We start from the raw sequence: 26,520 nt of genomic DNA, 5'->3' as shown, positions 1-26,520 counted from the left end.
ACAGGACATCCATGAGCACCAGCATTTCTTCCCGGGCGCTGCCCGTTCTTGTGGCGGGCGGCGGCATTGGCGGCGTGGCGGCCGCGCTGGCCCTGGCGCGCCAGGGATTCGCCGTCAAGGTGCTGGAGCAGGCGCCGCAGCTGGGCGAGATCGGCGCCGGCATACAGCTGGGCCCCAATGCATTCGCGGCCTTCGACGCGCTGGGCATTGGCGAGCTGGCCCGTGGCCGCGCGGTCTATACCGACGAGATGGTGATGCACGACGCGCTCGATGAAAGACTGGTCGGCCGCATTCCCACGGGCGAGCCGTTTCGTGCCCGCTTCGGCAACCCGTATGCGGTGATCCACCGCGCCGACATCCACACCTCGCTGCTCGAAGGCGCGCGCGCCCACGGCCAAATCGAGACGCTGACGGGCACCCGCATCGAAGCCGTGCAGCAGGAGGGCGACACCGTCACCGTGCGCGACCAGCACGGCCAGGTCCATGTGGGCCAGGCCCTGATCGGCGCCGATGGCGTGAAGTCCGTGGTGCGCCAGCAGTACGTGGGCGATGCGGCGCGTGTCTCCGGCCACGTGGTGTACCGCGCCGTGGTGGAGAAGAACGACTTCCCCGAGGACCTGCGCTGGAACGCGGCCAGCATCTGGGTCGGCCCCAACTACCACCTGGTGCACTACCCGCTGCGCGGCGGCGAGCAGTACAACGTGGTCGTCACCTTCCACAGCCGCGAGCAGGAGGAATGGGGCGTGCGCGAAGGCAGCCGCCAAGAGGTGCAAAGCTACTACAGCGACTGCTGCCCGCGCGCCCGCCAGCTCATAGACCTGCCCAAAAGCTGGAAGCGCTGGGCCACGGCCGACCGCGAGCCCATTGGCCAGTGGAGCTTCGGCCGCGCCACGCTGCTGGGCGATGCGGCCCACCCTACCCTGCAGTACATCGCCCAGGGCGCCTGCATGGCGCTGGAAGACGCGGTGACGCTGGGCCAGGCGCTCAAGCACTGCGGCAACGACTGGCCGCAGGCGCTGCGGCTGTACGAGCGCTCGCGCATCGCCCGCACGGCGCGCGTGGTGCTGTCCGCGCGCGAGATGGGCCGCATCTTCCACGCCAGCGGCGTGGAGCGCCTGGTGCGCAACGACCTATGGAAAGGCCGCACGCCCCAGCGTTTCTACGACGCCATGGAATGGCTGTACGGCTGGAAGGCCGAAACCTGCCTCGCCGAAGACTGAACACAAGGAGACCGCCATGCAAGAACTTGGCCGCCTGGAAGACCTGCCCCAGGACTATCGCGACGAACTCACGCGCAACAACCTGGTGCCGCTGTGGCCCAGCCTGCGCAACGTGATGCCGCCGCACACGCCGCGCCCGCGCACCCAGCCCATTGCCTGGCCCTACCAGGCCATCCGCCCGCTGCTGATGCAGGCCGGCGAGCTGACGCCCATCGAAAAGGCCGAGCGCCGCGTGCTGGTGCTGGCCAACCCCGGCCATGGGCTGGAGAAGATGCAGGCCAGCTCCTCCATCTACCTGGGCATGCAGCTGCTGCTGCCCGGCGAGTGGGCGCCCTCGCACCGCCACACACCCAATGCCGTGCGCATGGTGGTGGAGGGCCAGGGCGCATGGAGCCTGGTCGATGGAGAGAAATGCCCCATGGAGCGCGGCGACCTGATCCTCACGCCCACGGGGCTGTGGCACGAGCATGGCCATGACGGCGACGAGCCCGTGGTCTGGCTCGATGTGCTGGACCTGCCCCTGGCCTACTACCTGGAAGTCACCTACCACGTGGACGGCCCGCGCCAGCCCGCCCTGCCCGGCCGTGGCGACCGGGCGTATGCGCGCGGCGGCCTGGCACCCACGCAGGTGTTCGCCCGCAGCGCCAAGGCCTACCCCATGCTGCGCTACCCGTGGAAGGATGCGCGTGCCGCCCTGCTGGAGCTGGCCGCCGACCGGCCGGACCTGGACTGCGTGCAGCTGGCCTACACCAACCCCGAGACCGGGGCCGACTGCGAAAACATCCTGGGCTTCTACGCGCTGATGCTGCGCCCGGGCCAGACGCTGCAGTTGCCCGCCCGCTCGCCGGCCTGCGTGTTCCATGTCATCGAGGGCGGCGCCAGCGTGGCCGCCGTGGACCGCCACTTCGACCTGGCCCCGGCCGACACCTGCTGCGTGCCCGGCTGGGCGCCCGCCACGCTGGCCAATGCCAGCGCCAGCGAGCCCGCCTTCCTCTTCCTGGCCGACGAGGCGCCTTTGCACCGAAAGCTGGGCCTCTACGAGGTCCGGCCTTGAATCCTCCGATGTCTCTTTCCTCCCCCATCGCCAATACCATGACCGCCCCCCAATACCTCTGGACCCCGCCCCCCGTCCAATCCCTGCCCGTGCGCGGCAGCACGCAGCGCCTGCCCGTGAACCGCCTGTTCTTCGTGGGCCGCAACTACCACGCCCATGCCGTCGAAATGGGCCGCCCGGTGGACAAGGGCGTGGAGCGCCCCTTCTACTTCACCAAGGCCCCCTCCACCCTGACCGAATCGGGTGCCACCGTGGCCTACCCGCCCGAGACGAACAACTACCACTTCGAGATGGAACTGGTGGTGGCCATCGGCAAGGCGGGCTTTCGCATTGCGGCGGACCAGGCCCATGAACACATCTACGGCTACGCCTGCGGCCTGGACATGACGCGCCGCGACCTGCAGCTGGTGGCGCGCGACAAGGGCCGGCCCTGGGACCTGGGCAAGGATGTGGAGCAGTCTTCGGTGGCCAGCGAGATCGTGCCCATGCCGGGCCAGGTGATCGAATCCGGTGCCATTGCGCTGGCCGTCAATGGCGAGACCAGGCAGCAGTCCGACGTGGACAAGCTGATCTGGAACATCCGCGAAATCATTGCCGACCTCTCGCTGTTCTATCACCTGCAGCCCGGCGACCTCATCTACACGGGCACGCCCGAGGGCGTGGGCGCCGTGCTGCCGGGCGACCGCATCACCGGCCATGTGCAGGGCGTGGGCGAGATCGCGCTCACCGTGGGCCAGCCCGAATAAGACCGGGGAGACCACCACCATGAAGCTCTACAGCTTTTTCCGCAGCGGCACCTCGCACCGCCTGCGCATCGCGCTCAACCTCAAGGGCCTGCGCCCTGACTACTTTCCCGTGGACCTGCGCGTGGACGAGCAGGCCCAGGCGCCGTTCAAGCAGGTCAACCCGCAGGGCCTGGTGCCGGCGCTGACGCTGGACGATGGCCGCACGCTGATCCAGTCGCCGGCCATCATCGAATGGCTGGAAGAGCGCCACCCCGAGCCGCCGCTGCTGCCCGCCGACCCCGAGGACCGCGCCCAGGTGCGCGCGCTGGCCGCCATCGTGGGCTGCGACGTGCATCCCATCAACAACCGCCGCATCCTGCAGACCCTGCGCCGCCAGTTCGGTGCGGACGAAGCCGCCATCAACGCCTGGTGCGCCACCTGGATTGCCGACGGCTTCGACGCCATCGAGGCACTGCTGGCGCAGGACACGCAGCGCGGCGACTTCTGCTTCGGCCACGCACCCACGCTGGCCGATGTCTACCTGGTGCCCCAGATCGAAAGCGCACGCCGCTTTGGCGTGGACCTGGACCGCTGGCCGCTGATCAGCGCTGTGGACAGGGCCTGCGCGGCGCTGCCCGCCTTTGCGCAGGCCGCGCCCCTGGCCCAGCCTGACGCCGGCTGAACCTCGCCTGAACCCCGCCGCGCCTTCGCCGGCAGCCCTACCCCGCCCCGAGTCCTCGCCAGAAGGACCGGGGCATTGCAAGCAGTGAAAAAAGCAGATCCAACAGGAGACAGACTGTGAAAGCATCCCCATCCAGCCGCCTCGGCGCCGCCCCCTCCCGCCGCAAGGCCCTTGCAGGCGCCGCCCTGCTGCTGGCCTCCATCGCCCCGCTGCATTGCGCCTGGGCACAGGCAGGCTCCAGCAGCGCCGCCAGCTTTCCCACGCGCCCCGTCACCGTGATCACGGCCTTTGCCGTGGGCAGCGGCCCTGACGCCGTGCTGCGCATCGTGGGAGAAAAGCTTGCCGCCCGCTGGAAGCAGGGCGTGACCGTGGACAACCGCCCCGGCGGCGGCGGCTTTGTCGCCATCGAAGCCGCACGCCGCGCCAAGCCCGACGGCTACACCCTGCTGCAGCTCGACAGCGAACATGTCTCCGCCCTGCCCTACCTCTACAAGCAGCGCAACTTCCATCCGCTGCAGCACTTCGACCCGGTGGCGCCGCTGTTCCTCACGCCCTTCTTCGTGGCCGTGCCCACGAACTCGCCCTGGAAGAGCATGGGCGACCTGATCAAGGCGGCCAAGTCGGAGCCCGGCAAGGTCAGCTACGGCTCCTGGGGCGTGGGCAGCCCCGGCCACCTGGGCGGCGAATGGCTGGACTTCCTGACCGGCAGCAAGATGACCCATGTGCCCTACCGCGAGGTCAGCCAGCTCTACACCTCGGTGGCCAATGGCGACCCGGCCTGGAGCTTTGCCAGCATTCCCTCCAGCCAGGGCATCTACAAATCCGGCAAGATCCGCTACCTGGCCGTGGCCGCACCCCAGCGCATCGCCCAGATGCCCGACGTGCCCACCGTGGCCGAATCGGGCGGCCCCGCCGACCTCATCGTGAACTCCTTCGTCTCCCTGCTGGCGCCCAAGGGCGTGGACGCCGCCCTGCGCGACAGGATCCATGCCGACGTGGTCGCCGTGCTGCAGGACCCGCAGGTGCGCGAGAAATTCGCCACCTTCGCCTTCCAGCCCATCACCTGGGAAGTGCCTGAGATGGAGAAATTCGCCAAGACCAAGGCGGACCAGTACAAGCTGCTGATCCAGAAGGCGAATATCAGCCTGGATTGAGCCCGCCGCCTGCCTCAACCCTGCGACTGCGGATTCGCAAACCCTGCCACCTGCTCGTAATGGCGGGCAATGGCACGCAGCTCATCCTGACTGATCAGCTCGTCGATATGGCCGAAGGGCTGACCGCCGCTGAGTTCGTCCGCCTTCATGATGATGAAGTCGGGCGGCGTGGAGCGGTTGGTCAGCACCACCTGGCTGGTGGCGGGCAGGCGGCTGGCCTCATAGGCGGCCAGCAGCGCCAGCGGGTCGCCTTGCGGGTCGGCGGCCAGCAGGTCGGCCAGCACCCGCGCATCGCGCATGGCCTGGGCCGAGCCGTTGGAGCCGCGCGGATACATGGGGTGGGCAGCATCGCCCAGCAGGGTCACGCGGCCGAAGCTCCACTGGTCCACGGGGTCCTTGTCCACCATGGGGTACTCGAAGATGGTCTCGGCCGAGCGGATCAGGGCCGGCACATCCAGCCAGTCGAAGGTCCAGCCACCAAAAATCTCCAGCACATCCTCCATGCGGCCGGCGCGATTCCAGTCGTTCATGCGCATCTGCGGGTCGCGGATCTCGGCCACCCAGTTGATGCGCTGCATGCCCTGGCCGTCGATATCGTCCTCAATGGGATAGATCACCATCTTGCCGGTATCGACCGAGCCGATGCGCAGATAGCTCTTGCCCGTGAGGATGGGCTTGAAGCGCGAGACGCCGCGCCAGGTGTTGATGCCGCCAAAGGCCAGCTCCTCCTGCGGATAGAACTGGCGCCGCACGGCGGAGTTGACGCCGTCACAGGCCACGACGATGTGGGCCGTGGCCGACGGCGGCACATGGCCCTGGGCATCCGGCGCGAAATGCACGGTGGCGCCATGGGCAGACTGGTCCACGCGCACGCAGCGGTGGCCCGTGTGCACGGCACCCGGTCCCAGGCGCTGCACGGCGGCCTCGAAGAGAACGCGGTGCAGGCGGCCACGGTGGATGCCCAGCTCGGGCAGCTCGTAGCCCGCATGGCGGCCGCGCGGCTCGCGGTAGACGAACTGGCCATAGCGGTTGAAGAACACGCTCTCCAGGTTCTCGATCGCCAGGGCCTCCAGCTGCGGCTGCAGGCCCAGGTCGCTGAGCTCGCGCATGGCATGCGGCAGCAGGGTAATGCCCGCGCCGATCTCGCGGACCTCGGGCACGGCCTCGAAGACTTCACAGGCAATGCCTCTTTGATGCAGGGCCAATGCCAGGCACAGGCCTCCGATGCCGCCCCCCACGATCGCTACTTTCATCCGCTGACTCTCCATGCTTTCTCCTGGGGCGCTGTTGGCGCCCGCCCCGCCTACTCGGCGGTAATCCCCCGCGCCTTGACCAGATCGGCCCAGCGCCGGGCGTCCTTTTGCACCAGGGCCTTGAACTCGGCCGGCGTGCTGCCGGCCGGATCCATGCCCTGGGGCGCGAAGGCATGCCGGACTTCCTCCGACGCCAAAATCGCGCGGATCTCGCGATTGAGGGCATCGACCTGGTCCGCCGGCATGCCGGCCGGCGCAAACACGCCGTACCACATATCCACGTTCACATCGCCCGCCTTGGCCTCCTTGAGCGTGGGCACATCGGGCAGCAGCGGGTGGCGCTGGTGGCTGCCAATGCCCAGCGCGCGCAACTTGCCGGCCTTCACGTGCACCAGGGCCACGTGAATGGGCAGGAACATGCATTCCACCTGGCCGCCCAGCAGGTCGGTCAGCGCCGGCCCTGTTCCGCGATACGGGATGTGCGTGATCGACACCCCGGCCGTGCTCTTGAAAAGCTCCATCGCCATATGGTGCGGAGTGCCCACTCCCGGCGACGCGTAATTGATGCGGCCCGGCGAGGCCTTGGCGGCCTTCACCAGATCGGCCGCCGTCTGATAGGCCGAGGCCGTGGGCGTCACCAAAATCAACTGCCCCCAACTGGTCAGCGTCACAGGTTCGAGGTCTGTCAGCGGATTGAATGGCAATTTGGGATACAGCGATGCATTCATCACCAGGGTATTCACTGTCACCAAAAGCGTCTGGCCATTGGCGGGCGAGCGCACAACGGCCTCGGTGCCGATATTTCCAGAGGCGCCCGGCTTGTTCTCCACCACCACGGGCCGGCCCTGGCGCTTGGCCAGCAAAGGTCCGATGGTTCGCGCTATCGTGTCGATTCCAGTCCCCGGAGTGAAAGGCACAATCAATTTCAGAGGCACACTCTCGGTACTGGCGATGGCACCTGCTACGGGTAAACCCAATACTCCCAATCCGCTCGTCTTCAAAAATTGCCGTCTGCCAACAAAATTTCGCATGTAGACCTCTTTTGTAGTTAGCATGCAAACGCATGGTAATCATGCACCAAAATGGGCACAATTGGTGGAAATCGAATGAATACTGGACACTTCTGCAAGAATACTAGACGCATATGGACACGATGACGCCTGCACCACTGCCGCTATATCAGCGCCCTGGCTTTTTGCTGCGGCGCGCCCACCAGATTTCGGTCGGCATTTTTGAAGAGCAATGCCGCCCCCTGGGACTGACGCCGCCACAGTACGGCGCCCTGGTGCTGATCGACGCATCCCCCGGCTCCGACCAAAGCTCCCTGGCGCGCGCCATGGGCTTTGACAAGGTGACCACGCTGCGCCTGGTGCGCGGGCTGGAAGAGCGCGAATACGTGCACCGCGCCCTGAGCACGCGCGACCGCCGCCAGCACGAACTGACGCTGACCGACAAGGGCCGCGCCCTTCTGGCCGCCAGCGTGCCGCTGGTGGACCAGGCCTACCACCGCCTGGTGTCCCGCTGGAAGACGGCGAGCTGCAGGAGCTGCTGCGCCTGCTGGCCAAGCTGGAGTCCGGCCTGGGCGCCAATGCCCGCGTGAAGCTGGAGCCGCTGCGCAAGCCCGGCGCCCGCGCCGTTCAGACCCCGGCTCCTTCCGACGACGCCCGCCTGCCGGCCACCGGCACGGACTGAGCCGCTGAGCGCCTGAACCAGCATGGCCTGCGCCTGCCGCAGGCCATGCTCTTTTTTGCGCCCGCCTGTGCAAAAACGCACATGCATACTGCAAACATCTCCATTGCTTGCGAAAAACCGCACAGCTACCATGCGATGAACGCCCGGCGCACGGCATGCCGGGCTGACACCACCGCAACAGGAGACAAGCCATGAATGCATCCACGTCCGCCAAGGTTTTGGCGCCCACGGTCAAGCTGCTGATCAACGGCAAGCTGGTCGAATCCCAAAGCACCCAATGGCGCGATGTGGTCAACCCGGCCACGCAGGAAGTGCTGGCCCGCGTGCCCTTTGCCACGCCCGACGAGGTCAACGCCGCCGTCGCCAACGCCAAGGAAGCCTTCAAGACCTGGCGCAAGACCCCCATTGGCCAGCGCGCCCGCATCTTCCTGAAGCTGCAGCAGCTGATCCGCGAGAACATGAAGGAGCTGGCCGCCCTGCTGACCGCCGAACAGGGCAAGACCCTGCCTGACGCGGAAGGCGACGTCTTCCGCGGCCTGGAAGTGGTGGAGCATGCGGCCAACATCGGCTCGCTGCAGTTGGGCGAGCTGGCCAACAACGTGGCCAACGGCGTGGACACCTATTCCGTGCTGCAGCCCCTGGGCGTTTGCGCAGGCATCACCCCCTTCAACTTCCCGGCCATGATTCCGCTGTGGATGTTCCCCATGGCCATTGCCACGGGCAACACCTTCGTGCTCAAGCCCTCCGAGCAGGACCCCATGGTCACCATGCGCCTGTGCGAGCTGGCGCTGGAAGCCGGCATTCCGCCCGGCGTGCTGAACGTGGTGCACGGCGGCGAGGACGTGGTCAATGCCATCTGCGACCACCCCGATATCAAGGCCATCAGCTTCGTGGGCTCCACCAAGGTCGGCACCCATGTCTACAACCGTGCCAGCCTGGCCGGCAAGCGCGTGCAATGCATGATGGGCGCCAAGAACCACGCCATCGTCATGCCCGACGCCAACAAGGAGCAAACGCTCAACGCCCTGCTGGGCGCAGCCTTCGGCGCGGCAGGCCAGCGCTGCATGGCGCTGTCGGTGGCCGTGCTGGTGGGCGATGCACAGAAGTGGATTCCCGAGCTGGTGGAAAAGTCCAAGACCCTCAAGGTCAGCGGCGGCACCGAGCCCGGCACCGACGTGGGCCCGCTGGTGTCCTGCGCGGCGCTGTCGCGTGTGGAAAGCCTGATCGAACGCGGCCTGGCCGACGGCGCCAAGCTGGAACTGGACGGCCGCAAGCCCCAGGTGGCCGGCTACGACAAGGGCAACTTCGTCGGCCCCACCGTGTTCAGCGGCGTCAAGCCCGGCATGAGCGTGTATGACCAGGAAATCTTCGGCCCCGTGCTGTGCCTGGCGGCTGCCGACAGCCTGGACGAGGCCATCGAGTTCATCAACGCCAACCCCAACGGCAACGGCACGGCCATCTTCACGCAGTCGGGCGCTGCGGCGCGCAAGTTCCAGGAAGACATCGACGTGGGCCAGGTCGGCATCAACGTGCCGATTCCCGTGCCGGTTCCGCTGTTCTCCTTCACGGGCAGCCGCGCCTCCAAGCTGGGCGACCTGGGCCCCTACGGCAAGCAGGTCGTGCTGTTCTACACGCAGACCAAGACTGTCACGGCGCGCTGGTTCGACGACAGCACCACCAGCCAGGGCGTGAACACCACCATCAGCCTGCGCTGATGCACGGGTGGTCGGGCCTGGATTGATCCGGGGCAGGCCCCGGCTCTGGGATGATGGCGGCATGCGTTTTCCAATGACCGCCTCCCTCTCCCGGGGCCTGAGTGCCGCCTTGCTCACCGCCCTGGCCGCCCTGCCCCTGACCCTTCACGCGCAGGCCGGTGCAGCCTGCGACCCGGCCTCCACCGCCGCCGCCAGCCGCAATGCCTGCGCGGTCCAGGCCTTCCAGGAGGCCGACACCGCGCTCAACATCCGCTACCTGGACGTCATGCAGCAACTGCCCCAGGGCAAGCGCACGGGCCTGCGCCACGACCAGAACGGCTGGATCAAGGGCCGCACGGCGCGCTGCAAGGCCGCCACGCGCGACAGCGAAACCCAGCCCGAAGGCCCGCGCCTGTACCACGACTGCCTCACGGCCGCGACACAGGAGCGCATGCAGGCGCTGGAGCGCTGGCTGCAGCACTGACCGCCGCACGCACTGACAGGCCCCGAAAGCCCCCCAGAACAACAAGGGCCCCAGAGCCCAACGCAGGAGACAAGCCAGCCATGGACTTCGAACTCAACGACGACCAGCGCGCCTTTGCCGAATCGGCCCGCGCCTTTGCCCAGGCCGAACTCGCGCCCCATGCCGCGCACTGGGACCGTGAATCCATCTTCCCGCGCGAGGCCATCGCCAAGGCGGGCGAACTGGGCTTTTGCGGCCTGTACGCGCCCGAGAACGCGGGCGGCCTGCAACTGCCGCGCCTGGACGCCACCATGGTCTTCGAGGAACTGGCCGCCGTCGATCCCTCCACCACCGCCTTCATCACCATCCACAACATGGCCACCTGGATGCTGGGCACCTGGGCCACCGACGCCGTGCGCGCCGAATGGGGCGAGGCCCTGACCAGCGGCCGCAAGCTGGCCAGCTACTGCCTGACCGAACCCGGCGCGGGCTCGGACGCCGGCTCGCTCAAGACCCGGGCCGAACTGGCGGGGCATGAATACATCATCAACGGCGCAAAGGCCTTCATCAGCGGCGCGGGCAGCACCGACATGCTGGTGCTGATGGCCAGAACGGGCGACGCCGGCTCGGGCGCCAGCGGCATCTCCGCCTTTGCCGTGCCTGCCGACCTGCCCGGCATCAGCTACGGCAAGAAGGAAGAAAAAATGGGCTGGAACAGCCAGCCCACGCGCGTCATCAGCTTCGACAACGTGCGCATTCCCGCTCAGAACCTGCTGGGCCGCGAGGGCGAAGGCTTCAAGATCGCCATGAAGGGCCTGGACGGCGGGCGCATCAACATCGCCACCTGCTCCGTGGGCGCCGCCCAGGGCGCGCTCACCCAGGCCCAGCAGTACATGCACGAGCGCAAGCAGTTCGGCAAGCCCATTGCCAGCTTCCAGGCGCTGCAGTTCAAGCTGGCCGACATGGCCACCGAACTCGTGGCCGCGCGCCAGATGGTGCGCCTGGCCGCCTCCAAGCTCGATGCCGGTGCGCGCGACGCCTCCACCTACTGCGCCATGGCCAAGCGCTTTGTCACCGATGCCGGCTTCATGGTCTGCAACGAGGCCCTGCAACTGCACGGCGGCTACGGCTACATCCGCGAATACCCGCTGGAGCGCCTCATGCGCGATGCCCGCGTGCACCAGATCCTCGAAGGCACGAACGAAATCATGCGCGTCATCATCGCGCGGCGCATGCTGGAAGGCGATGCGCCGGACATGATCCGCTGATCCATCCACATCCAGCCCGCGCCATGCCCGCCCGCCCGCTTTCCGACACCACGCTGCACCTCATAGACGCCGTGCGCGAAGCCCTGGCCGGCTGCGACGACGTGCAGGAAAAGCGCATGTTCGGCTGCCATGTCTTCATGGTCAACGGCAAGCTGTGCCTGGGCGTGGAAGACGACGAACTGCTGGTGCGGCTGCCGCCTTCGCAGCACGCCGCCGTGGCCGAGACGCCGGGCCTGCGCCCGCTCTCGTCCAAGGGCCAGATGGACGGCTACTTCTTCATCGGCCCCGCCGCCTACGCCACGCGCCAGCAGTGGCAGCACTGGATTGCCCAGGCCCTGGCCTTCAACCCCCACGCCAAGGCCACGCCCCCGAAAAAGCGCAAACCCCAGGCCAGCGAACCCGCGCCCGCCGACGCAAAGACACCGCCAGCGCCCCCCGCCCCGGCCGGGCGCCGCACACGCAAGCACCCCATCTTCGGCGACGAATAAGCCCCTTTGCAGGAGAGCCCCATGCCCATCCGCATCGTCCAGCTAGGCAGCCCCCGCCACGCCGATGAAGGCCTGCGCATAGGCACCGTGCGCCGCCCGCCGCGCGGCGTGCCCAAGGCCGAATTCGCCAGCCGCGACTACTACGACGTCTGGTACCCCGAACTCTCGCCCCAGCCCGACACCATGCACACCGCGCTCGAATCGCACCGGCTGCAGGACCACGGCCAGCAGGCCGAGGCAGACAAGCTCTGGCAGCAATTCGTGCGCAAATTCCGCAAGGAAATGGCCGAACCCGCCGCCAGCCGCACCCTGGACCTGCTGGCCGCCCTCTCGCAGCAAAGCGCCTTTGCCATCGGCTGCTACTGCGAGCAGGAGGCGCGCTGCCATCGCGGCATCCTGCGCTCCCTGCTCAAGGAACGCGGCGCCGACATTGCCAATGGCGACACGAACACTAGCGACACCGGCCACTGAGACACACCACAAGCTTCACAACACAGGAGACAAGCACATGCAGATCGCATTCATCGGACTCGGCAACATGGGCGGCCCCATGGCCATCAACCTGCACAAGGCAGGCCACACGGTCAAGGCCTTCGACCTCTCCAAGGACGCCTGCGCCAAGGTCGCGGCCGAAGGCCTGGCCATTGCCGCCACCGCCGAAGACGCCGTACAGGGCGCCGAAGCCGTGGTCTCCATGCTGCCCGCCAGCCAGCACGTGGAAGGCCTCTTCCTCGGCCGTGACGGCGCGGCCGGCCTGCTGCAGCGCATTGCCAAGGGCGCGCTCATCATCGACAGCTCCACCATCGCCGCCGCCACCAGCCAAAAGGTCGCCAAGGCCGCACAGGCCGCAGGCATCGCCTTCATCGACGCCCCCGTCTCCGGCGGCACGGGCGGCGCCATTGCAGGCACCCTCACCTTCATGGTGGGCGGCAGCGACGCCGACCTCGAACGCGCCCGCCCCCTGCTCGAAAAAATGGGCGCCAACATCTTCCACGCCGGCGCCGTGGGCGCGGGCCAGACCGCCAAGATCTGCAACAACATGCTGCTGGGCATCCTCATGATCGGCACCAGCGAAGCCATCGCCCTGGGCGTGGCCAACGGCCTGGACCCCAAGGTCCTCAGCGAAATCATGCGCCGCAGCTCGGGCGGCAACTGGGCCCTGGAAAAATACAACCCCTTCCCCGGCGTCCACGAAAACGCCCCCGCCTCCAAGAACTACGCAGGCGGCTTCGGCACCGACCTCATGCTCAAGGACCTGGGCCTGGCCCAGGAAAACGCCATGGCAGTCAAGGCCTCCACGCCCCTGGGCGGCATGGCCCGCGCACTTTATGCCATGCATTCCTCTTCAGGCCAGGGCGGAGCGGATTTTTCAAGTGTGATCCAGTGCTTTCTGAAGCGCTGAAAGCCTGCATTCCTTCCGAAAGCCTTGTTACACTTTCAAGTGTTTGACGGGTGTTGTCGGTGAGCAAGGGTTTATCAGGCGCCTGGTCAAACGATACTCCCTTCACCAATGGCAGACTTTTCTGCCATTGGTGCAAGCGCTCCACCTCTCAGCTTTCTTACCGTCCTGATGATCCGCGTCCTGCAAAAATTCAACTCAGCGGATATTTCACCTGCAGAATACGCCGGTCTCTCTCTGATGGGAATCGGCCTGGCAGCAGGCCTTGCATTCTCCAATAGCCATATAGACATCCCCAGAGGCTTGCATATTTTTGCGTGGATACTTGTCGCCGTATTTCTGCTGCTGGCCTTGATCCGCTCTCTCTCAAAAGCATTGACTAGCAACAACTGGCCGTCGCTTCTCTTTGCAGCCTTGCTGCTATTTTCCGTATACCAGTCTGCCATCAAACCCACCAGCACAGGCTTCGCCAGGCATGACGAGATCTACAGCTGGGGAATGTGGGCCGTGCAACACTTTCTGGGAAAGCCGTACGACACGTACTATACCCAGGCCGCATATCCCCAGCTATTTTCCTATGAGCTGAGCTCCATATTTTTGGATCAAGGTAGCCACATACCCCATTTTCTTGCAAAGTTGATTTGCGGGATACCCGCCACTGTCGTTTGCATTGCACTCTTCGAGTTCACGGGCAAAAGCTCCAGCAAGCTCACCAACTGGCTGACGCTGCTGCTGAGCACCACCGCCCTGTTCAGCCTCGGCAATCTCCTGTACTGGGCCTATGCCGATCCTGTTGCAAGCGCTCTTATCCTCATCAGCTTCACCCTGCTGATGCAGTACTCCAGAAATCCAGAAAACATACGTCCGCTGCTCCTGTCTTTGTCCTGCGGCATGCTGGCCTCACTTGCAAAGCAACCTGGGCTGGTCTGGTGCCTGCTTACACTGCCTGCACTCGTGGCATATGGCGCATGGCGCTGGCGTTGGAAGGCCTCCGGCCTGGTCATGTGCATCACAGTCATGGCAGGTGCAGCCATCTGGCCGCTATTCATTGCGCCCGGCTTTACAGGCAATCACGGCGTTCTTGACATCGCACAGAAAAATGGCGGCTTGCTGGCCTCGGTATTCTTGTCAATTCAGAAGTATGTCATCAAAACCCCAGGAATAGGTCTCTTGCTTCTGGCCTCACTGGTGATTTCATCACTGTCCAGCCGAGGTCGCATTCTCTGGTCCATCTGCATCGCGCCCTATCTACTGATATGGTTTACCGTCGGTTCCTACGAACTGCGCCATGGTATGCATGTGGTATTCATCTCAGTGGCCCTGGCCAACCACCTGCTCATTCAGAAGAATCCAGAAAATACGCAAGCCTCAAAATCTTCCGGATATTCCGTCTTCAAGGGTTTCAAGCCATCAAGCACGGCCATTGCCAGCATCACGGCGGCAATTTTGGGCTTGTCCGTTTACTTGGCTCATCAGAAAAATGCAATGGCACTCCAGGATGGCAACCAAGCCATTTTTGTTTCCCAGTTTGGCAAAGACTCTCTCAACATCTACGACGACATCGTGGACCACCAGCGCCGTATTTTCGTCATCAGCAATTATCAATACGGGATTTTCTACAACAGAACCATTATTGGTCGCCCCGATATCAACTCGGCACCACCCACACCCCAAACCCTTCTCGATCAGCTCATCCAATTCCAGCCGGACTACCTCTTCGACGCAGGAGAGTGGACCTATGGCCCCTACTCCCCGCACCTCAAGGTCTTGGCAGCACGGTGCTCTTCCGCCTTCACCGTATTGAAGCGAAATACCGTTCAACCCTATTCGGCCATTTACAAACTTGACGGACATGCGCTGAAGACCGACTGCTCCCTTGCCCTGAAAAGTGCGCAGGCCCAAGAAGGCCTTGCGCCCCTCAGGCCACAAGCCAGTCCAGCTCCAGCTACGACCTCGGCCCGATAATCGAAAAAGACTCGGTAAACACAGGTTCATCAAGGAGACACCATGACATCTGCCTTCGCTCCCATGCCCAACACCGAGGGCTACTTCGGCCCCTACGGCGGCCAGTTGGTCCCGCCCCACCTCAAGCAGGCCATGGACGACATCAACACCGCCTACGCCGAAATCACCAAACGCCAAGACTTCCAGCAGGAACTGGCCCAGCTCTTCGCCGACTACGTGGGCCGCCCCAGCCCCATCTTCCACGCGCGGCGCCTGTCGGAGCAGCTCGGCGGCGCACAGATCCACCTCAAGCGCGAAGACCTCAACCACACCGGCGCCCACAAGATCAACCACTGCCTGGGCGAAGCCCTGCTGGCCAAGTTCATGGGCAAGAAAAAGGTCATCGCAGAAACCGGCGCCGGCCAGCACGGCGTGGCCCTGGCCACGGCCTGCGCGCTGGTGGGCATTCCCTGCGAGATCCACATGGGCCAGGTGGACATCGAGAAGGAACATCCCAACGTCACCAAGATGCGCATCCTGGGCTGCAAGCTCGTGCCCGTCACGCGCGGCGCGGCCACGCTCAAGGAGGCAGTGGACAGCGCATTCGAGGAATACCTCACCAACCCCACCGACTACATCTACGCCATCGGCTCCGTGGTCGGCCCCCACCCGTTCCCGATGATGGTGCGTGACTTCCAGAGCATCATCGGCCGCGAGGCGCGCGAGCAATTCCAGGCCAAACACGGCAAGCTGCCCGACCATGTGGCAGCCTGCGTGGGCGGCGGCTCCAACGCCATGGGCATCTTCACCGCCTTCCTGGGCGATGCCTCGGTCAAGCTCGTCGGCGTGGAGCCCTCGGGCGAAGGCACGGACAAGCCCGGCCGCCACGCAGCCACCCTCAGCATGGGCAAGCCCGGTGAAATCCACGGCATGAAGTGCTACGTGCTGGAAAACGCGGACGGCACGCCCGCTGCCGTGCACAGCATTGCCTCGGGCCTGGACTATCCGGGCGTGGGCCCGCAGCACAGCTACCTCAAGGATCTGGGCCGCGTGCAGTACGAATCCGTCACCGACAAGGAATGCCTGGACGCCTTCATGCAGCTGTCGCGCGTGGAAGGCATCATCCCCGCGCTGGAAAGCGCCCACGCCGTGGCCTGGGCCATGCGCGTGGCGCCCGGCCTGCCCAAGGACCAGCACATCCTCATCAACCTCTCGGGCCGGGGCGACAAGGACGCCGACTACGTGGCCAAGGTGCTGGGCCTCTGAACGCAGAGCTTGCGCTGGATCAAGCCACAGCACACCGGAGGGGGCAAAGGGCGCCCTCTCCGACAACCGCTCTCCGGGACGGTGGAGACAATGGCCCCGACCGTTGTCTTGTCCAACCCCATTCCCGGAAGGAGCCACACCCATGAAGCCTGCCCCGTTCGCACGCACCGCCGCCCTCTCCATCGCCCTGGCACTGACCTGCGCCACTGCCGCCCTGCCCGCCGCCGCCAAGTCGGTGGCCGAATGGCAGACCATCACCAGCCAGGCCAAGATCCCGCTGGAGCAGGCCGTCACCCGCGCCACCCAGGCCGTGCCCGGCAAGGCCATCGAAGCCCAGCTGGACGACGGCGACGGCATGGGCCTGCGCTACGAAATCGAAGTCATCACCCCGGGCGGAGACAGCGTGGAAGTCTGGGTCAACGCCATCACCGGCCAAGCCGCCCAGCACAAGAACGACGGCGCCGCCAAGCGCAAGGACCGCCAGCGCCTGGAAAAGGCCAAGTCCACCATCGAACAGGCCATACAGGCCGCCACCCGCCACACCCCGGGCACACCTGTCAGCGCGGAACTGGACTCCCACTGGGGCCAGACCAGCTACCAGGTCGAAGTGCTGCAGGCCAACGGCACGCTCATGGAAGTCAAGATCGACGCCGTGGGCGGCGAAGTCATCCGGGCCAAGAAGGACTGACCCACGGCCCCAACCCGGCAGCGCGCTTCAGCATGGGGCGCGCTTTTTTTCGCCCATTTTTTGCGTCGTTCCCGCCATATCCGCAGGCCATCCGCGCCTGCAGCACTCCTCAGGCCAACGCCACCGACACCCCCTCATCCGCAAACCGCTTCGCAGCCCTGAGCAGATAGCTCACGGCATAAAGAATGGGGTCGTCGGCCTCATCGCCATTGAGATGCTCCACCACCTCAATGACATAGCCCAGGTTCACCGCCGTGTCGTGCAGCAGGCCCACCAATTCCTTGTCCTCAGGCTCCAGCGACTGCGCCTGATCGGCCTTCACGTAGTAGATGCGCAGCAGATCCCGGCACACGCAATTGATGGCCGTGATGTTGTGGCGAGCGTGCAGGTCCAGCACATCCAGCGCAGCGCCCATGTGCAGGACGGCGTCTATGGCGAGGTCTTCGAGTTTGGGTGGGGGTGTGGTGGCGGGAGTGGGCTTGGGCATTGGGGGTACTGTCGAGCAGGTTTAGGACCCCCTGGTTCACAGGACGTAGAGGGAAGCCAGATAGCAAAGCTTGGAGCTTCGCCAAGCCGTTGTCTGCCACCTGTAGTTGGAAATTTGTAAAGCTGCAGGGAGACTCTGTATGGATGGCTGATACGCGGCCAAGCCCTCTCTCTTCGAGAGTTGCAAAGTGATGAGGTTACGCTAGGGAATGTGTGTCTGGCGATGTGGATAGGTGAACTGGGATCGACAGCAGTTGGCCAGAAGCAGCCGCTCGCCCATGAGGTACGGCCGGTCACCGTCCGCTGACGATGAAGTGCAATGTTTATTGAAGTAATCATTGATTCGCGAGCCGGCTGCTCGCAGACTGCCCCGAGTGTTTGGCAGCGCCAACCGTCGGATCCTTCTGCAAGTTGACATGAGTGCTTCTAAGTCACGTTTTTAACCTTGCCGCAGGACTGTAACTGGGATATAACAATTTCTTCCATTCATCCGCCTCATACGGGCAATTAATTCAAACGTCAAATACCCATGGCAATAGCAAAGCTTTCCGATGCCCATCTAGCCGCACTGCGTCCTTTGGAAGCAGAGCTAAAGAAAGCTGTCGCGGCAGCGGAGCCTGATGCGGCAATTGAAGCAGCCGCAAAAATTCAGGGATTACTGGACTTCGACCGATCTCATCACCGCCTCCTTCGCGCAAAATTATGGGCGTTCGAAGCCTGTGTTGATGCAAATCGACTGCCATACGCAGAGCGAGGACTGATCGGCGTTCGTAATCGTGCAGGAAGTACAACTCGTCTATCGCTGGAGGCAGGTGCGCTACTGGCAGTCGTTCTTCTCCGCCAAAAGAAGACACAAGAAGCTAAGAAGATGATTAAGGATGTCATCGGGAACATCAACAACATTTCATCAGATCGAACTCGGCACCAATTTCAGAAGCGCTTAATCGGAAGGATTGAGGAGGAGTGCATCCTAGCCGAGCTCATCGGAACGGAAGAAGGACCGATAAATGTTGAAGAAGTTCAAGCGAAAGCAGTGCTCTTGCTTCAACAGAATAGCGACGATGAAATCTTAAGACTGATTGGCAACTCACTTCCAGTCGCAAGCATCAATCTACTGAGCAACGTGAGAACGTACTCGATCCTCCAACTTCCGGCACCTGATCGCAAGTTGCTGCCACCCCCAGAAAAAACACAGGAACCAAAGAGCATAGGCAAGATCACTTTTGCTGTCCTCAGGAGAGTTGCTTGGAAGACATTTTGCAAAACAGATAGCCCTGTCTACAAAATGTGGTCAAAGAAAATTCCTGAGGTTTTTAATCAAGGCTACTTCTCCGCAGCGATTCTATCCACATTCGGAGACTTTCGCATCGGCTTGCCGCTCGTCGCAAGCGGAATAGCTGCCTTGGTCATGAAATACTCAGCGGAAGAGTTCTGCACACTTACCAAGCCAAAAGGCTTAATGATTTCTGGCGAAGACAAGGAAATCTGATTTTCACTGGGCAGCCTTCTGCAAACGTCGAGAACTCAATATCGGATACTCACCTAAAACAAGTGCCATAGCCCAGTCTAAACTGTGCATTCAATCTCCCAACACAACACAATGGCTTAACTTCACACAAAGATTTTTGAGAATTGATAATTCAAACACCAAGAGCGAAATTTAACAGGTGGCAGCCATACTTCATTTCCGAGCTCATAGGTACTTCTGCTTACTTGGAGATTAGCTTGCTAATCGCAAATAAAACAAGATCGATAGAAAATTCGAGTTCACCATCAAAAACATACGCACCATCTGCAACCTGCACCAAACTACCATAATACGCCAGACATCTTCCCGATGCGTCATTTACACACGATACTATTTACGCAAAGAAATAGGCATCATATTCTTTCGACAATTAATTGAAATATCATACTTAAATGAATAATCTACACAAGATAATAATTGATGCAACCAAAGACATACCTATTGCATTTCTCAAGAAAATGTTGAGAGAAAAAATTACTAATGCAGGAAAAATTCCTGACGAAGAAATGATAAATAAATTAGTAGATCATATACGCGAAAAGAATAGTGGTACATTCCAATGGGGCGATAGTGCAGATGGCCCAGAAGAAAATATATCCATATCTTTCAGCAAGGAAGATATAGATGAATTAGATAAAAAGACGAGAAATTTTATAAAAGAAAATCTTCCGGAAATAATAGTCAAAACGGCAGAAGATAGCGCAAAATTAACACTTGCCACATTGAATAAAAACTGGATAGAGCAGTATACAAATGAAAAAATAGAAAAATACGCATTCGAACAAAGACTTGAGCTCAGATGGGGGAATGCTTTTAAGAAATTTCGCATGCTTCTCACAATATCAAGAGAAATAGGAGTAGAGAAGTATGAGAAGTTCATAAAATCCAACGCGAAAAAGAACAGATATAAAAACGAAGTAATACACCAACTTTATGGAAGAGCATGTCGAACCATGTCAGAAATAGAAAGGCTTCTTTCTGGCGGATATGCCGACGGCGCTTTGGCACGCTGGAGAACTTTACATGAAATTTATATAATCTCTGAAATCATCTCTTCGGGCAATGATGATCTAGCAGAAAGATATTTAGCTCATGAGATCGTCGAAAACAGAAGAGCTCATAAGGTTTATGAAGAAAGCCATAAACATTTGAGCAACTCTTCATCACACGCAAAGCACGCAAAAATAATAGAAAAAGAATACTTGGAAGCCACAAAAAAATATGGACAAGATTTCAAGAATGAATATGGCTGGGCCAGCGCACTCAGCAACAAAAGCTCTCCAAATTTCACTGATCTGGAAAAGCTTGCAGGCCAGTCAAGGATGCGCTCGCATTATAAGTTGGCAAGTTACATGGTGCATGCGAGTGTGAAAGGTATTAGATTAAATTTAGGTCTGCTTAGGCAGGAGGAATTCATACTTACAGGCGCCAGTAATGCTGGCCTTGAAGAGGCTGGTACAAATTCCATCTTAACGATGGGGAAAATGGCAATGACGCTATTCCATACACGCCCAAATTTCGACGAATTGATAAAAATTAATATAATAAATATCATGGTATCTCAAGGCATCTCAGAATTCATTAAGGCAAGAAAAAAACTCATAGCCGAAGAGAATTCATTATATATAAATCAATAGAATTAATTAAATATTTCTCAATAATAACCAATACCTCAAAGAATAATTCTTTAATTTTCCGAAATTATCAACCTATATGGTGAATTATTCCGAACTTAGCAGCAAGCCATTTTCGTCACACTCCTCCAAAAATCGATCAACGCACATTGCCACCACCCAAATAAACAGCGAATTTGGCCATAGCGAAAGATTGTGAACATAGATTGAGCTTCAATCAATGATGGTATCTACTGTACTGCAGGCGTTCATCGTAGTGCTGTGAACGACTGCAATCGATCGACTTCCGACAGCCAGCAATTTGGATTACTCCGATGGTCATGAATCATTGGGTCCCATATCACACCCCCATCCACTTAACCTTCCGCAGACGCGTCCAGCGCCGCGCGAAGTCATGACATTGAACCAGCGGCGAGCGAGGTGGTGCGCACCAGCCCTTGCAGCAACCTCGAGCTTATCCAGTGGCCTTGCACCACAACGACAGCGCTGCTGAGCGGCATCAGGGCCTCTTGGAATCGCCCTTCGTTTGCGCGGCAGCCAAGCATTCATGACGCATAGAATTTCACTCTAATTCCTGTGTGTGTCCGACGCTGCAACTGGTACTAGAACACGCCAACCCTTTTTTTCGTGCAATGTCGATTCGCAGACAACTTGCACTCTTTTGCCTACAACTCCACTATCTAAGGATGCCCAACCTGATTCAAGTGGAACGACGCACTGTTCGACTATTATTTTTGGATTGATTCGAACAGCAGTGAATTGCGTTCTCTTCTGCCTTTTTTCTTTCATCAAAAATTCATCTACAGATCTCTTTATTTCTTGCAAATCTTGGATTGGTGGTGAATTTTTCTCACCAGCAGACGTGGTGCCAGAAATCATGATCCCCACCAAAATAAAGAAGATTCTCGTCATTGTCTTTGCACAGTTGATTTACGGCGGTCTCAAATATGAAGTGCAACACCTGAGCCTTAGGTAACTTGCACGAATGACTTCACCATACACACACTGACAATCAGAAGATTGCCTGGCCTTGGCATCCCTAGTGCGTCTGAGCCGGGGTGCAGCGTTCAGGAGCCTTGCCATGCGAACGCCAGGCGACAGATACCGCTCGGCAACGCTGCTCCGTGCAAACGCACAGCTGCCGCAGATCGGCAACTTCGGCGGCTCGGCGTATCCCATCGGTCTGGGGTTCATGGGCTGAAGCCTTCCACGAGGGGCCTGCACCGCCGATTCGAATCAGCCTATGGGTGGCCCTGAGGGCGCCTTTGAAAATTCCGAATTTTCAGGGATCGGGATTACGAAGACGATGGGGCCACTCAGTTCAAGTGGAGACAAAAATGCGATTCGAATTCCGCCCCATTGCCACAACAATTGCCACCCCAATTGCCACGCTGGCCCGGCATGCACAGCATGGCTTGTTCATCGCAGCGGCCCTGTCCGGCGCGCTGGCCCAGGCGGCACCGTTGCCGTTCGACACGGCCACCACTTCCGAGCAGCGGTTTCAACTGGCCCTGGAAGCCCAGACTGCGGGTGACTACGCCTCCATGCTCGCATTGCTGCGCCAGGCGGCCCGGGATGGCGAGCCACAAGCCCAGGAAACACTGGCATGGATTCTTCTGGCAGGCCCAACTCTGTATGGCACCGCGGTGAAAGCGGATCGCTGTGAAGCAGTGCACTGGCTGCGGCAAGCCGTGGCAAAAGGGAATCAAACGGCCAAAAGCCAGTTGGATTTCCTGAACCGCCTGCGCAATGCGCCGAGTGGCAAGATGGCCTGCGCATCCGAGTGGGAAGGGTGACATGCGCAAAATCCTTTTCGGATCGCAGCGCCATCCTCAAGAATGCGCTGCGGGCACAACGCTACTGGGACCACGCCTGGAGCACTGACCACCTCACGACGGACTTGTGCCCGTCCTCACCCCGCATCCACCAGCGCCTTCGCAAACGCCCCTTCTCCCGCCACAGTCAACACCAGTTTTTGTGTCGCCCGAGTCGCAGCCACATAGAACAGTTTGGCCTCGTCCGCCGCATCTTCGCCTTCACGCGGCATCTGCCCCACTCCTGCGACGGCCACGACCGGGAACTCCAACCCCTTGCTGGCGTGCATTGTCATCACTTTGATGGTGTCGGCCAGTGGATCGAAGTCACCTGACCGATGTCGCACGCGATGCGGCAGTTTTCGGCGGCCAAGTGCCAGGGCGCACTGGTTCATGGAGTCGTGATCGCGGCACAGGATGGCCATGTCACCCCAGGCGTGGCCTTCCTGATGCGCAGCAGCCAGCAGCTCGGCGATCTTGGCGGGCTCGTCCCGCAAGCTCGGCAGGCGCACGATCAGCGGCTCCTGCCCTTCGCGGCCGCAGCTGATGGGTTGCACCAGCGGAACACCGTCATCATCCTGGGCATTGGGTTGCAGGAACTCGGCGGCGACGCGGTTGGCGATTTGCAGAATCTGCCTGGTGTTGCGGTAGTTGATCTTGAGAATGGTTGTGCGCCCAGAGGCCTGGATTCCCACGCTCTTGAAGCTGAACCCACGCGCCTTGCTCTTGCCATAGATGTTCTGGGCGCTGTCGTACAGGATCAACAGGCTGTTGGTCTCGGGGTCCACCATCTGGGTGACGAGCTTGAGCCATTCAGGCTGAAAGTCGTGCCCCTCGTCGACCATCACGGCCTGGTACTGCCCGGACGGAATCTGTTGCCGGTCCACGCCGCGAATTACAAACTCCACCATCTGATCAAACATGCCCGGGCCCTGAGCGGGTAGCGTCTGACCATAGGCCACCAACTGCTGGCGACACCACTTGTGGAAGTTGCGGGCGTGCACCCGATCGGCCAGGCCCTTGGCCGCAAACCAGGCATTGAGCTTCACTGCCAAGGGCTCGTTGTAGCAGAGCACGAGGATGGGCTTGGTCGAAGCGGTCTTGGCCAAGTGTTCCGCACGATAGCCAAGAATCATGGTCTTGCCTGAGCCGGCAACTCCGTGGATCACGCGATGCCCATCGCCCAGGCTGCGCGCGAGTTGCTCCTGCTGCAAGTCCATGACGCGCATGATGTCCGGCAGCTCGTCCGCGTCTTCCGGCAGAAGGCTGCCTTGCACCGGAACACGCACCTGCGGGAACATGATCCACCGCGTGCGCTCGAGCTGCGGCACCGACATGGCTTTGCCGAAAGCGTGGGGGAACATGTTCCACAGGCGCTGCTGGAAAGCCTCTGCATCAACGGATTCCAGCATCTCGTCCTTGCAGATGACAAGGTGCGCATCAATCGTCTGGTCCAGTGCAGACTCTTCAAACTGCTTGCGCGTGATGTTGGTGAACACCACGCCGCTGCCCCAGGGAAATGCCAGCTTTCCCTGATGAGGGCCTTCGTCGTGAATGAGTTGCTGATCCCGCTCCAGTGCATTGACCACTTGAATGGCGCAGTGTCGCGCCTGAGCTGCCGGATTGATGACGACCTTGGGCCTTTCATCCACGATGAGCGTCCAGGCCTGTTTGGTCGCCTCTTGAACCGTCTCGAGCCGCCAATCCTTGGTCTCAAGAATCAGAACGCCCCTGCGTGGATGAATGACGACGAAGTCAGGATGCGTCTGCTTGGGACCGATGGGTACGTCATACCAGAGCATGTAATCGTCTTCGAGCTTTTGCTCCAAACGCTCGGCCAGCCGTCGCTCGCCGGGCGTCATGCGCCCAACGCACGCCCCCATCGCAGGAATCAGTACCGCCACTTTCTTCTCCTCCACAGAGCGGCTGAGGATACCGCACGCGCCATCTCTTCAGGAATTCGATGACTGGCCAATCCCAAGCCATCGGAAATCCGAGAGGGATTCTGAACGGGACACTGCTCACTGTTGAATTTCCTCGATTCACGGGGAAACCAGTATGGAATCCGAGGGCGCTTTTGAAATGACCAAACAGAGGGGGATTTGATTGTGAAAGTGCTTGGCTCGGACGTATGCCTGTCATCTACGCACTCAACGACTACCGCTTTGGGCAATGCCGGAACACTGCCGAAGGTCGAAAGGACCAGCCATTGCGGCAAGCCCACACTTGCGCCGCAACGGCGGCGCTGCTCCGTGCAGATGCCAGAGGAAGCGGCATCAGCGTTGCGGCCCGTCGCAGCGCCTTCGCGCTGGACGAACCGCCCTGGATCGCCGTGGCCCCGTTGTCTTGCCTATGCCATGCAGTCGCAGTCGTTCAGGGAGCGCCGTATTCGCTCAGTTTCTTGCTGAACCCAAAGGTCCACAGTCGCTGCGTGCGATCGTTGACGTCATTGGTGGTAAAGCGCAGGCTCGCCGCGCCCTTGGCGCATTGGCCGTCGTTCACGATCTTGCCTTCGGCGTCCACCATGCATTTGGTGACGTCCGAGCCTTCGATTTCCTTGCCGCTGGCGTCCAGCACGGCCAGCGAAACACCGAAGTCGGTGTCGTTGGTCAGCGCCAGCGTGTAGTCATCGACCAGTGCCAGGCCTTCGGCCTTCTCGGCCACCCAGCCGGTGGCGTTCAGGTTGAAGAGCCGGGTCTTCTTGAGCGTCACGATCTTGGAATAGTCCGAGCCATTGACCGGCTTGCCAGTCAGGCTGCTCTTTTCCAGGTCGGAGCCCAGCGCGGTGATGTCGGTGGCGTTGGCCGGAAACTCGATCAGAACCAGGTCGTTGAAGACTTTCTTGTCCTTGCCCGTGCCTTGCTCGATGGCGATGAACTTCCCCTTGCCCAGTGAGACCACATCACCCAGCTTGGCATTGCCGGTCTTGCCTTGGTTGTACCAACGGCTGTCCACGGGCAAGGCAAACAGGCGGGTTTTCTCGGTGGTCGGGTCAAACTCCACCCAGCGCACAAAGCGAGCGTAGTCGCGCACGTTCTCCGATTTGCCAGTGGCGTCGGCAACGGCAGCGGTGGTGTAGTCGGCCTTGCCGTCGTCCAGGGGGCTTTGCAGGAAGCCGTGCAGCTTGCCGCTGGCCGCATCGATGCTCAGCCCCTCCATGCCACGGTTGGCGCGGCGCTTGGCGAGAATGGCCGGCAGATCGGCCGCGCCGGTGCCGGGCCCGTATTTCTTCTGGATGATGCCGGTCGCCGGGTCAATCTTCACGATGAAGGGTCCGTATTCGTCGGACACCCACAGCGCATTGCGTGCGGCATCCACCACCACGGATTCTGTGTCCAGGCCGAATTCGCTGTAGCCCTTGGCCTTGCCGGGATAGGTGAAGGAGTCGTCCAGGACTTGCTCGCCCGTGTTGCCTGTGAGGCCCCGTGGCTGCACGCGGCCGTTGGCGTTCTGTGTGGCGCTGAATCTGAGCGGCAGGGTGGAGACGAGCCTGGCTCCGTCCTTTCCGAGGGCGATCACGCCGATGGACGGAGTGAAGTTGGGCGAAGGAAACACCGTGGAACTGGCAAAGCCCGCGGGATTGGAGCCGTCGGTGATCTGCGTGACCGGGCCGGTGGTCGCGTTCGGGCCGCGATCGGTGATGGCGTAGAACTCCAGCGTGCCGTCGGCACGCCTGCCCTTCAAGGCCAGGCCCGAACCGTAGGCTGGCAGAAAGCCCTTGGGAAAATCGGCCTTGGTGGCGGGGTGTGGGCCTTCGTAGGGGAAATAGAACCTGTCGTCGAACTGGACGTCCTGGCGCGTGACGGTGGCACGGATGCTGCCGACGCCGGTGGTCTGCGTCACCGTCTCGGAGCCGGCGGCCTGGAGCGGGCGGGTGTCGGCGCAGGCGCTCAGCAAGGCAGCCGCGGCGGCGATCACTGCCATCAGGCAGGAAGAGGAAGTGGGGGGGCGCATGGCGAGTAGGTCTTGAGAAGAAGAGGCAAGCCTGATAGGTAGATCGGCAGATCGGCAGGCCCTGCGTGGCAGGGCCTGCCCAGCCTTGAAGGCTTCGTTTCTGGAAAAGGCGCT

Annotated in this window: 24 protein-coding genes; 18 read left to right on the top strand and 6 right to left on the bottom strand. The window is 61.5% G+C overall.

The genetic code is table 11. The annotated features are described in order from the left end of the window. The first annotated feature begins 11 nt into the window (after positions 1-11). The 5 genes from DACI_RS18620 to DACI_RS18600 all read left to right on the top strand — a co-directional run bounded on the left by DACI_RS18620 (position 12) and on the right by DACI_RS18600 (position 4,835). Positions 12-1,220 (top strand): 3-hydroxybenzoate 6-monooxygenase, encoded by a 1,209-nt coding sequence (locus DACI_RS18620; protein ID WP_012205531.1) that lies wholly within the window; start codon positions 12-14, stop codon positions 1,218-1,220. Positions 1,221-1,236: 16 nt separating this feature from the next. Then, the gene (locus DACI_RS18615; RefSeq protein ID WP_012205530.1) at positions 1,237-2,274 is read left to right on the top strand and encodes a cupin domain-containing protein; all 1,038 of its coding nucleotides are present in this window, start codon (positions 1,237-1,239) and stop codon (positions 2,272-2,274) included. A 38-nt stretch (positions 2,275-2,312) separates the two neighbouring features. Beyond that, positions 2,313-3,020, top strand: coding sequence for a fumarylacetoacetate hydrolase family protein (locus tag DACI_RS18610; RefSeq protein WP_043783520.1), 708 nt, complete (start codon positions 2,313-2,315; stop codon positions 3,018-3,020). 19 nt (positions 3,021-3,039) lie between these two features. After that, positions 3,040-3,681 carry a maleylacetoacetate isomerase gene (gene maiA / locus DACI_RS18605; RefSeq protein ID WP_012205528.1) on the top strand — a complete coding sequence of 214 codons (642 nt, stop codon included), beginning with the start codon at positions 3,040-3,042 and terminating at the stop codon, positions 3,679-3,681. A 116-nt stretch (positions 3,682-3,797) separates the two neighbouring features. Continuing rightward, positions 3,798-4,835, top strand: a complete 1,038-nt coding sequence (locus tag DACI_RS18600) for a Bug family tripartite tricarboxylate transporter substrate binding protein (RefSeq protein ID WP_012205527.1) — start codon at positions 3,798-3,800, stop codon at positions 4,833-4,835. Between the two features lie 14 nt (positions 4,836-4,849). On the opposite strand, the gene DACI_RS18595 is transcribed toward DACI_RS18600, so the two are convergent. Further along, positions 4,850-6,088: a flavin-dependent oxidoreductase gene (locus DACI_RS18595; RefSeq protein ID WP_043781940.1), complete on the bottom strand. Its 1,239-nt coding sequence runs from the start codon at positions 6,086-6,088 to the stop codon at positions 4,850-4,852. A 50-nt stretch (positions 6,089-6,138) separates the two neighbouring features. Further along, entirely contained in the window at positions 6,139-7,119 is a 981-nt protein-coding gene (locus DACI_RS18590) for a tripartite tricarboxylate transporter substrate binding protein (RefSeq protein WP_043781939.1), read from the bottom strand. Positions 7,120-7,232: 113 nt separating this feature from the next. Between DACI_RS18590 and DACI_RS18585 the strand changes: the two genes are divergently transcribed. From DACI_RS18585 to DACI_RS18540, 10 genes are all read left to right on the top strand, one after another. Further along, positions 7,233-7,688: a MarR family winged helix-turn-helix transcriptional regulator gene (locus DACI_RS18585; protein WP_012205524.1), complete on the top strand. Its 456-nt coding sequence runs from the start codon at positions 7,233-7,235 to the stop codon at positions 7,686-7,688. Positions 7,689-7,971: 283 nt separating this feature from the next. Then, a complete protein-coding gene (locus tag DACI_RS18580) occupies positions 7,972-9,495 on the top strand; it encodes a CoA-acylating methylmalonate-semialdehyde dehydrogenase (protein WP_012205523.1) in 1,524 nt (507 codons plus the stop codon). A 61-nt stretch (positions 9,496-9,556) separates the two neighbouring features. Next, positions 9,557-9,958, top strand: coding sequence for a lysozyme inhibitor LprI family protein (locus DACI_RS18575; protein WP_012205522.1), 402 nt, complete (start codon positions 9,557-9,559; stop codon positions 9,956-9,958). Positions 9,959-10,038: 80 nt separating this feature from the next. Further along, positions 10,039-11,205, top strand: a complete 1,167-nt coding sequence (locus tag DACI_RS18570; protein WP_012205521.1) for an acyl-CoA dehydrogenase family protein — start codon at positions 10,039-10,041, stop codon at positions 11,203-11,205. A 23-nt stretch (positions 11,206-11,228) separates the two neighbouring features. Beyond that, positions 11,229-11,693, top strand: a complete 465-nt coding sequence (locus DACI_RS18565; RefSeq protein ID WP_012205520.1) for a TfoX/Sxy family protein — start codon at positions 11,229-11,231, stop codon at positions 11,691-11,693. 21 nt (positions 11,694-11,714) lie between these two features. Further along, entirely contained in the window at positions 11,715-12,164 is a 450-nt protein-coding gene (locus DACI_RS18560; RefSeq protein ID WP_012205519.1) for a DUF488 domain-containing protein, read from the top strand. A gap of 37 nt (positions 12,165-12,201) precedes the next feature. Next, on the top strand, positions 12,202-13,095 hold the full coding sequence (mmsB, locus tag DACI_RS18555; RefSeq protein WP_012205518.1) for a 3-hydroxyisobutyrate dehydrogenase: 894 nt from the start codon (positions 12,202-12,204) through the stop codon (positions 13,093-13,095). Between the two features lie 108 nt (positions 13,096-13,203). Beyond that, complete coding sequence (locus tag DACI_RS18550; RefSeq protein ID WP_012205517.1) at positions 13,204-15,057, top strand: hypothetical protein; 1,854 nt, start codon at positions 13,204-13,206, stop codon at positions 15,055-15,057. A gap of 42 nt (positions 15,058-15,099) precedes the next feature. Then, complete coding sequence (gene trpB / locus DACI_RS18545; RefSeq protein ID WP_012205516.1) at positions 15,100-16,302, top strand: tryptophan synthase subunit beta; 1,203 nt, start codon at positions 15,100-15,102, stop codon at positions 16,300-16,302. Positions 16,303-16,444: 142 nt separating this feature from the next. Continuing rightward, positions 16,445-16,990 (top strand): PepSY domain-containing protein, encoded by a 546-nt coding sequence (locus DACI_RS18540; RefSeq protein ID WP_012205515.1) that lies wholly within the window; start codon positions 16,445-16,447, stop codon positions 16,988-16,990. A gap of 109 nt (positions 16,991-17,099) precedes the next feature. On the opposite strand, the gene DACI_RS18535 is transcribed toward DACI_RS18540, so the two are convergent. Beyond that, on the bottom strand, positions 17,100-17,477 hold the full coding sequence (locus DACI_RS18535) for a hypothetical protein (protein ID WP_012205514.1): 378 nt from the start codon (positions 17,475-17,477) through the stop codon (positions 17,100-17,102). A gap of 528 nt (positions 17,478-18,005) precedes the next feature. Between DACI_RS18535 and DACI_RS32105 the strand changes: the two genes are divergently transcribed. Continuing rightward, positions 18,006-18,965, top strand: coding sequence for a hypothetical protein (locus DACI_RS32105; protein WP_157059675.1), 960 nt, complete (start codon positions 18,006-18,008; stop codon positions 18,963-18,965). Positions 18,966-19,396: 431 nt separating this feature from the next. Then, entirely contained in the window at positions 19,397-20,641 is a 1,245-nt protein-coding gene (locus DACI_RS32100) for a DUF5677 domain-containing protein (RefSeq protein WP_012205512.1), read from the top strand. 564 nt (positions 20,642-21,205) lie between these two features. Here the strand turns inward: DACI_RS32100 and DACI_RS32095 are convergent. After that, on the bottom strand, positions 21,206-21,550 hold the full coding sequence (locus DACI_RS32095; RefSeq protein ID WP_157059674.1) for a hypothetical protein: 345 nt from the start codon (positions 21,548-21,550) through the stop codon (positions 21,206-21,208). A gap of 425 nt (positions 21,551-21,975) precedes the next feature. On the opposite strand from DACI_RS32095, the gene DACI_RS18530 reads away from it, so the two are divergent. Next, on the top strand, positions 21,976-22,434 hold the full coding sequence (locus DACI_RS18530; RefSeq protein ID WP_012205511.1) for an SEL1-like repeat protein: 459 nt from the start codon (positions 21,976-21,978) through the stop codon (positions 22,432-22,434). 116 nt (positions 22,435-22,550) lie between these two features. Here DACI_RS18530 and DACI_RS18525 read toward each other — a convergent pair whose 3' ends face one another. Both DACI_RS18525 and DACI_RS18520 read right to left on the bottom strand, forming a co-directional pair. After that, positions 22,551-24,314: a DEAD/DEAH box helicase gene (locus tag DACI_RS18525; RefSeq protein ID WP_043783518.1), complete on the bottom strand. Its 1,764-nt coding sequence runs from the start codon at positions 24,312-24,314 to the stop codon at positions 22,551-22,553. 511 nt (positions 24,315-24,825) lie between these two features. Continuing rightward, positions 24,826-26,406: an esterase-like activity of phytase family protein gene (locus tag DACI_RS18520; protein ID WP_012205509.1), complete on the bottom strand. Its 1,581-nt coding sequence runs from the start codon at positions 26,404-26,406 to the stop codon at positions 24,826-24,828. Positions 26,407-26,520: the final 114 nt, after the last annotated feature.

It is taken from the genome of Delftia acidovorans SPH-1, assembly GCF_000018665.1.
Classification (GTDB): Bacteria; Pseudomonadota; Gammaproteobacteria; order Burkholderiales; family Burkholderiaceae_C; genus Comamonas; species Comamonas acidovorans.
This window is presented reverse-complemented; position numbering and strand designations above follow the sequence as displayed.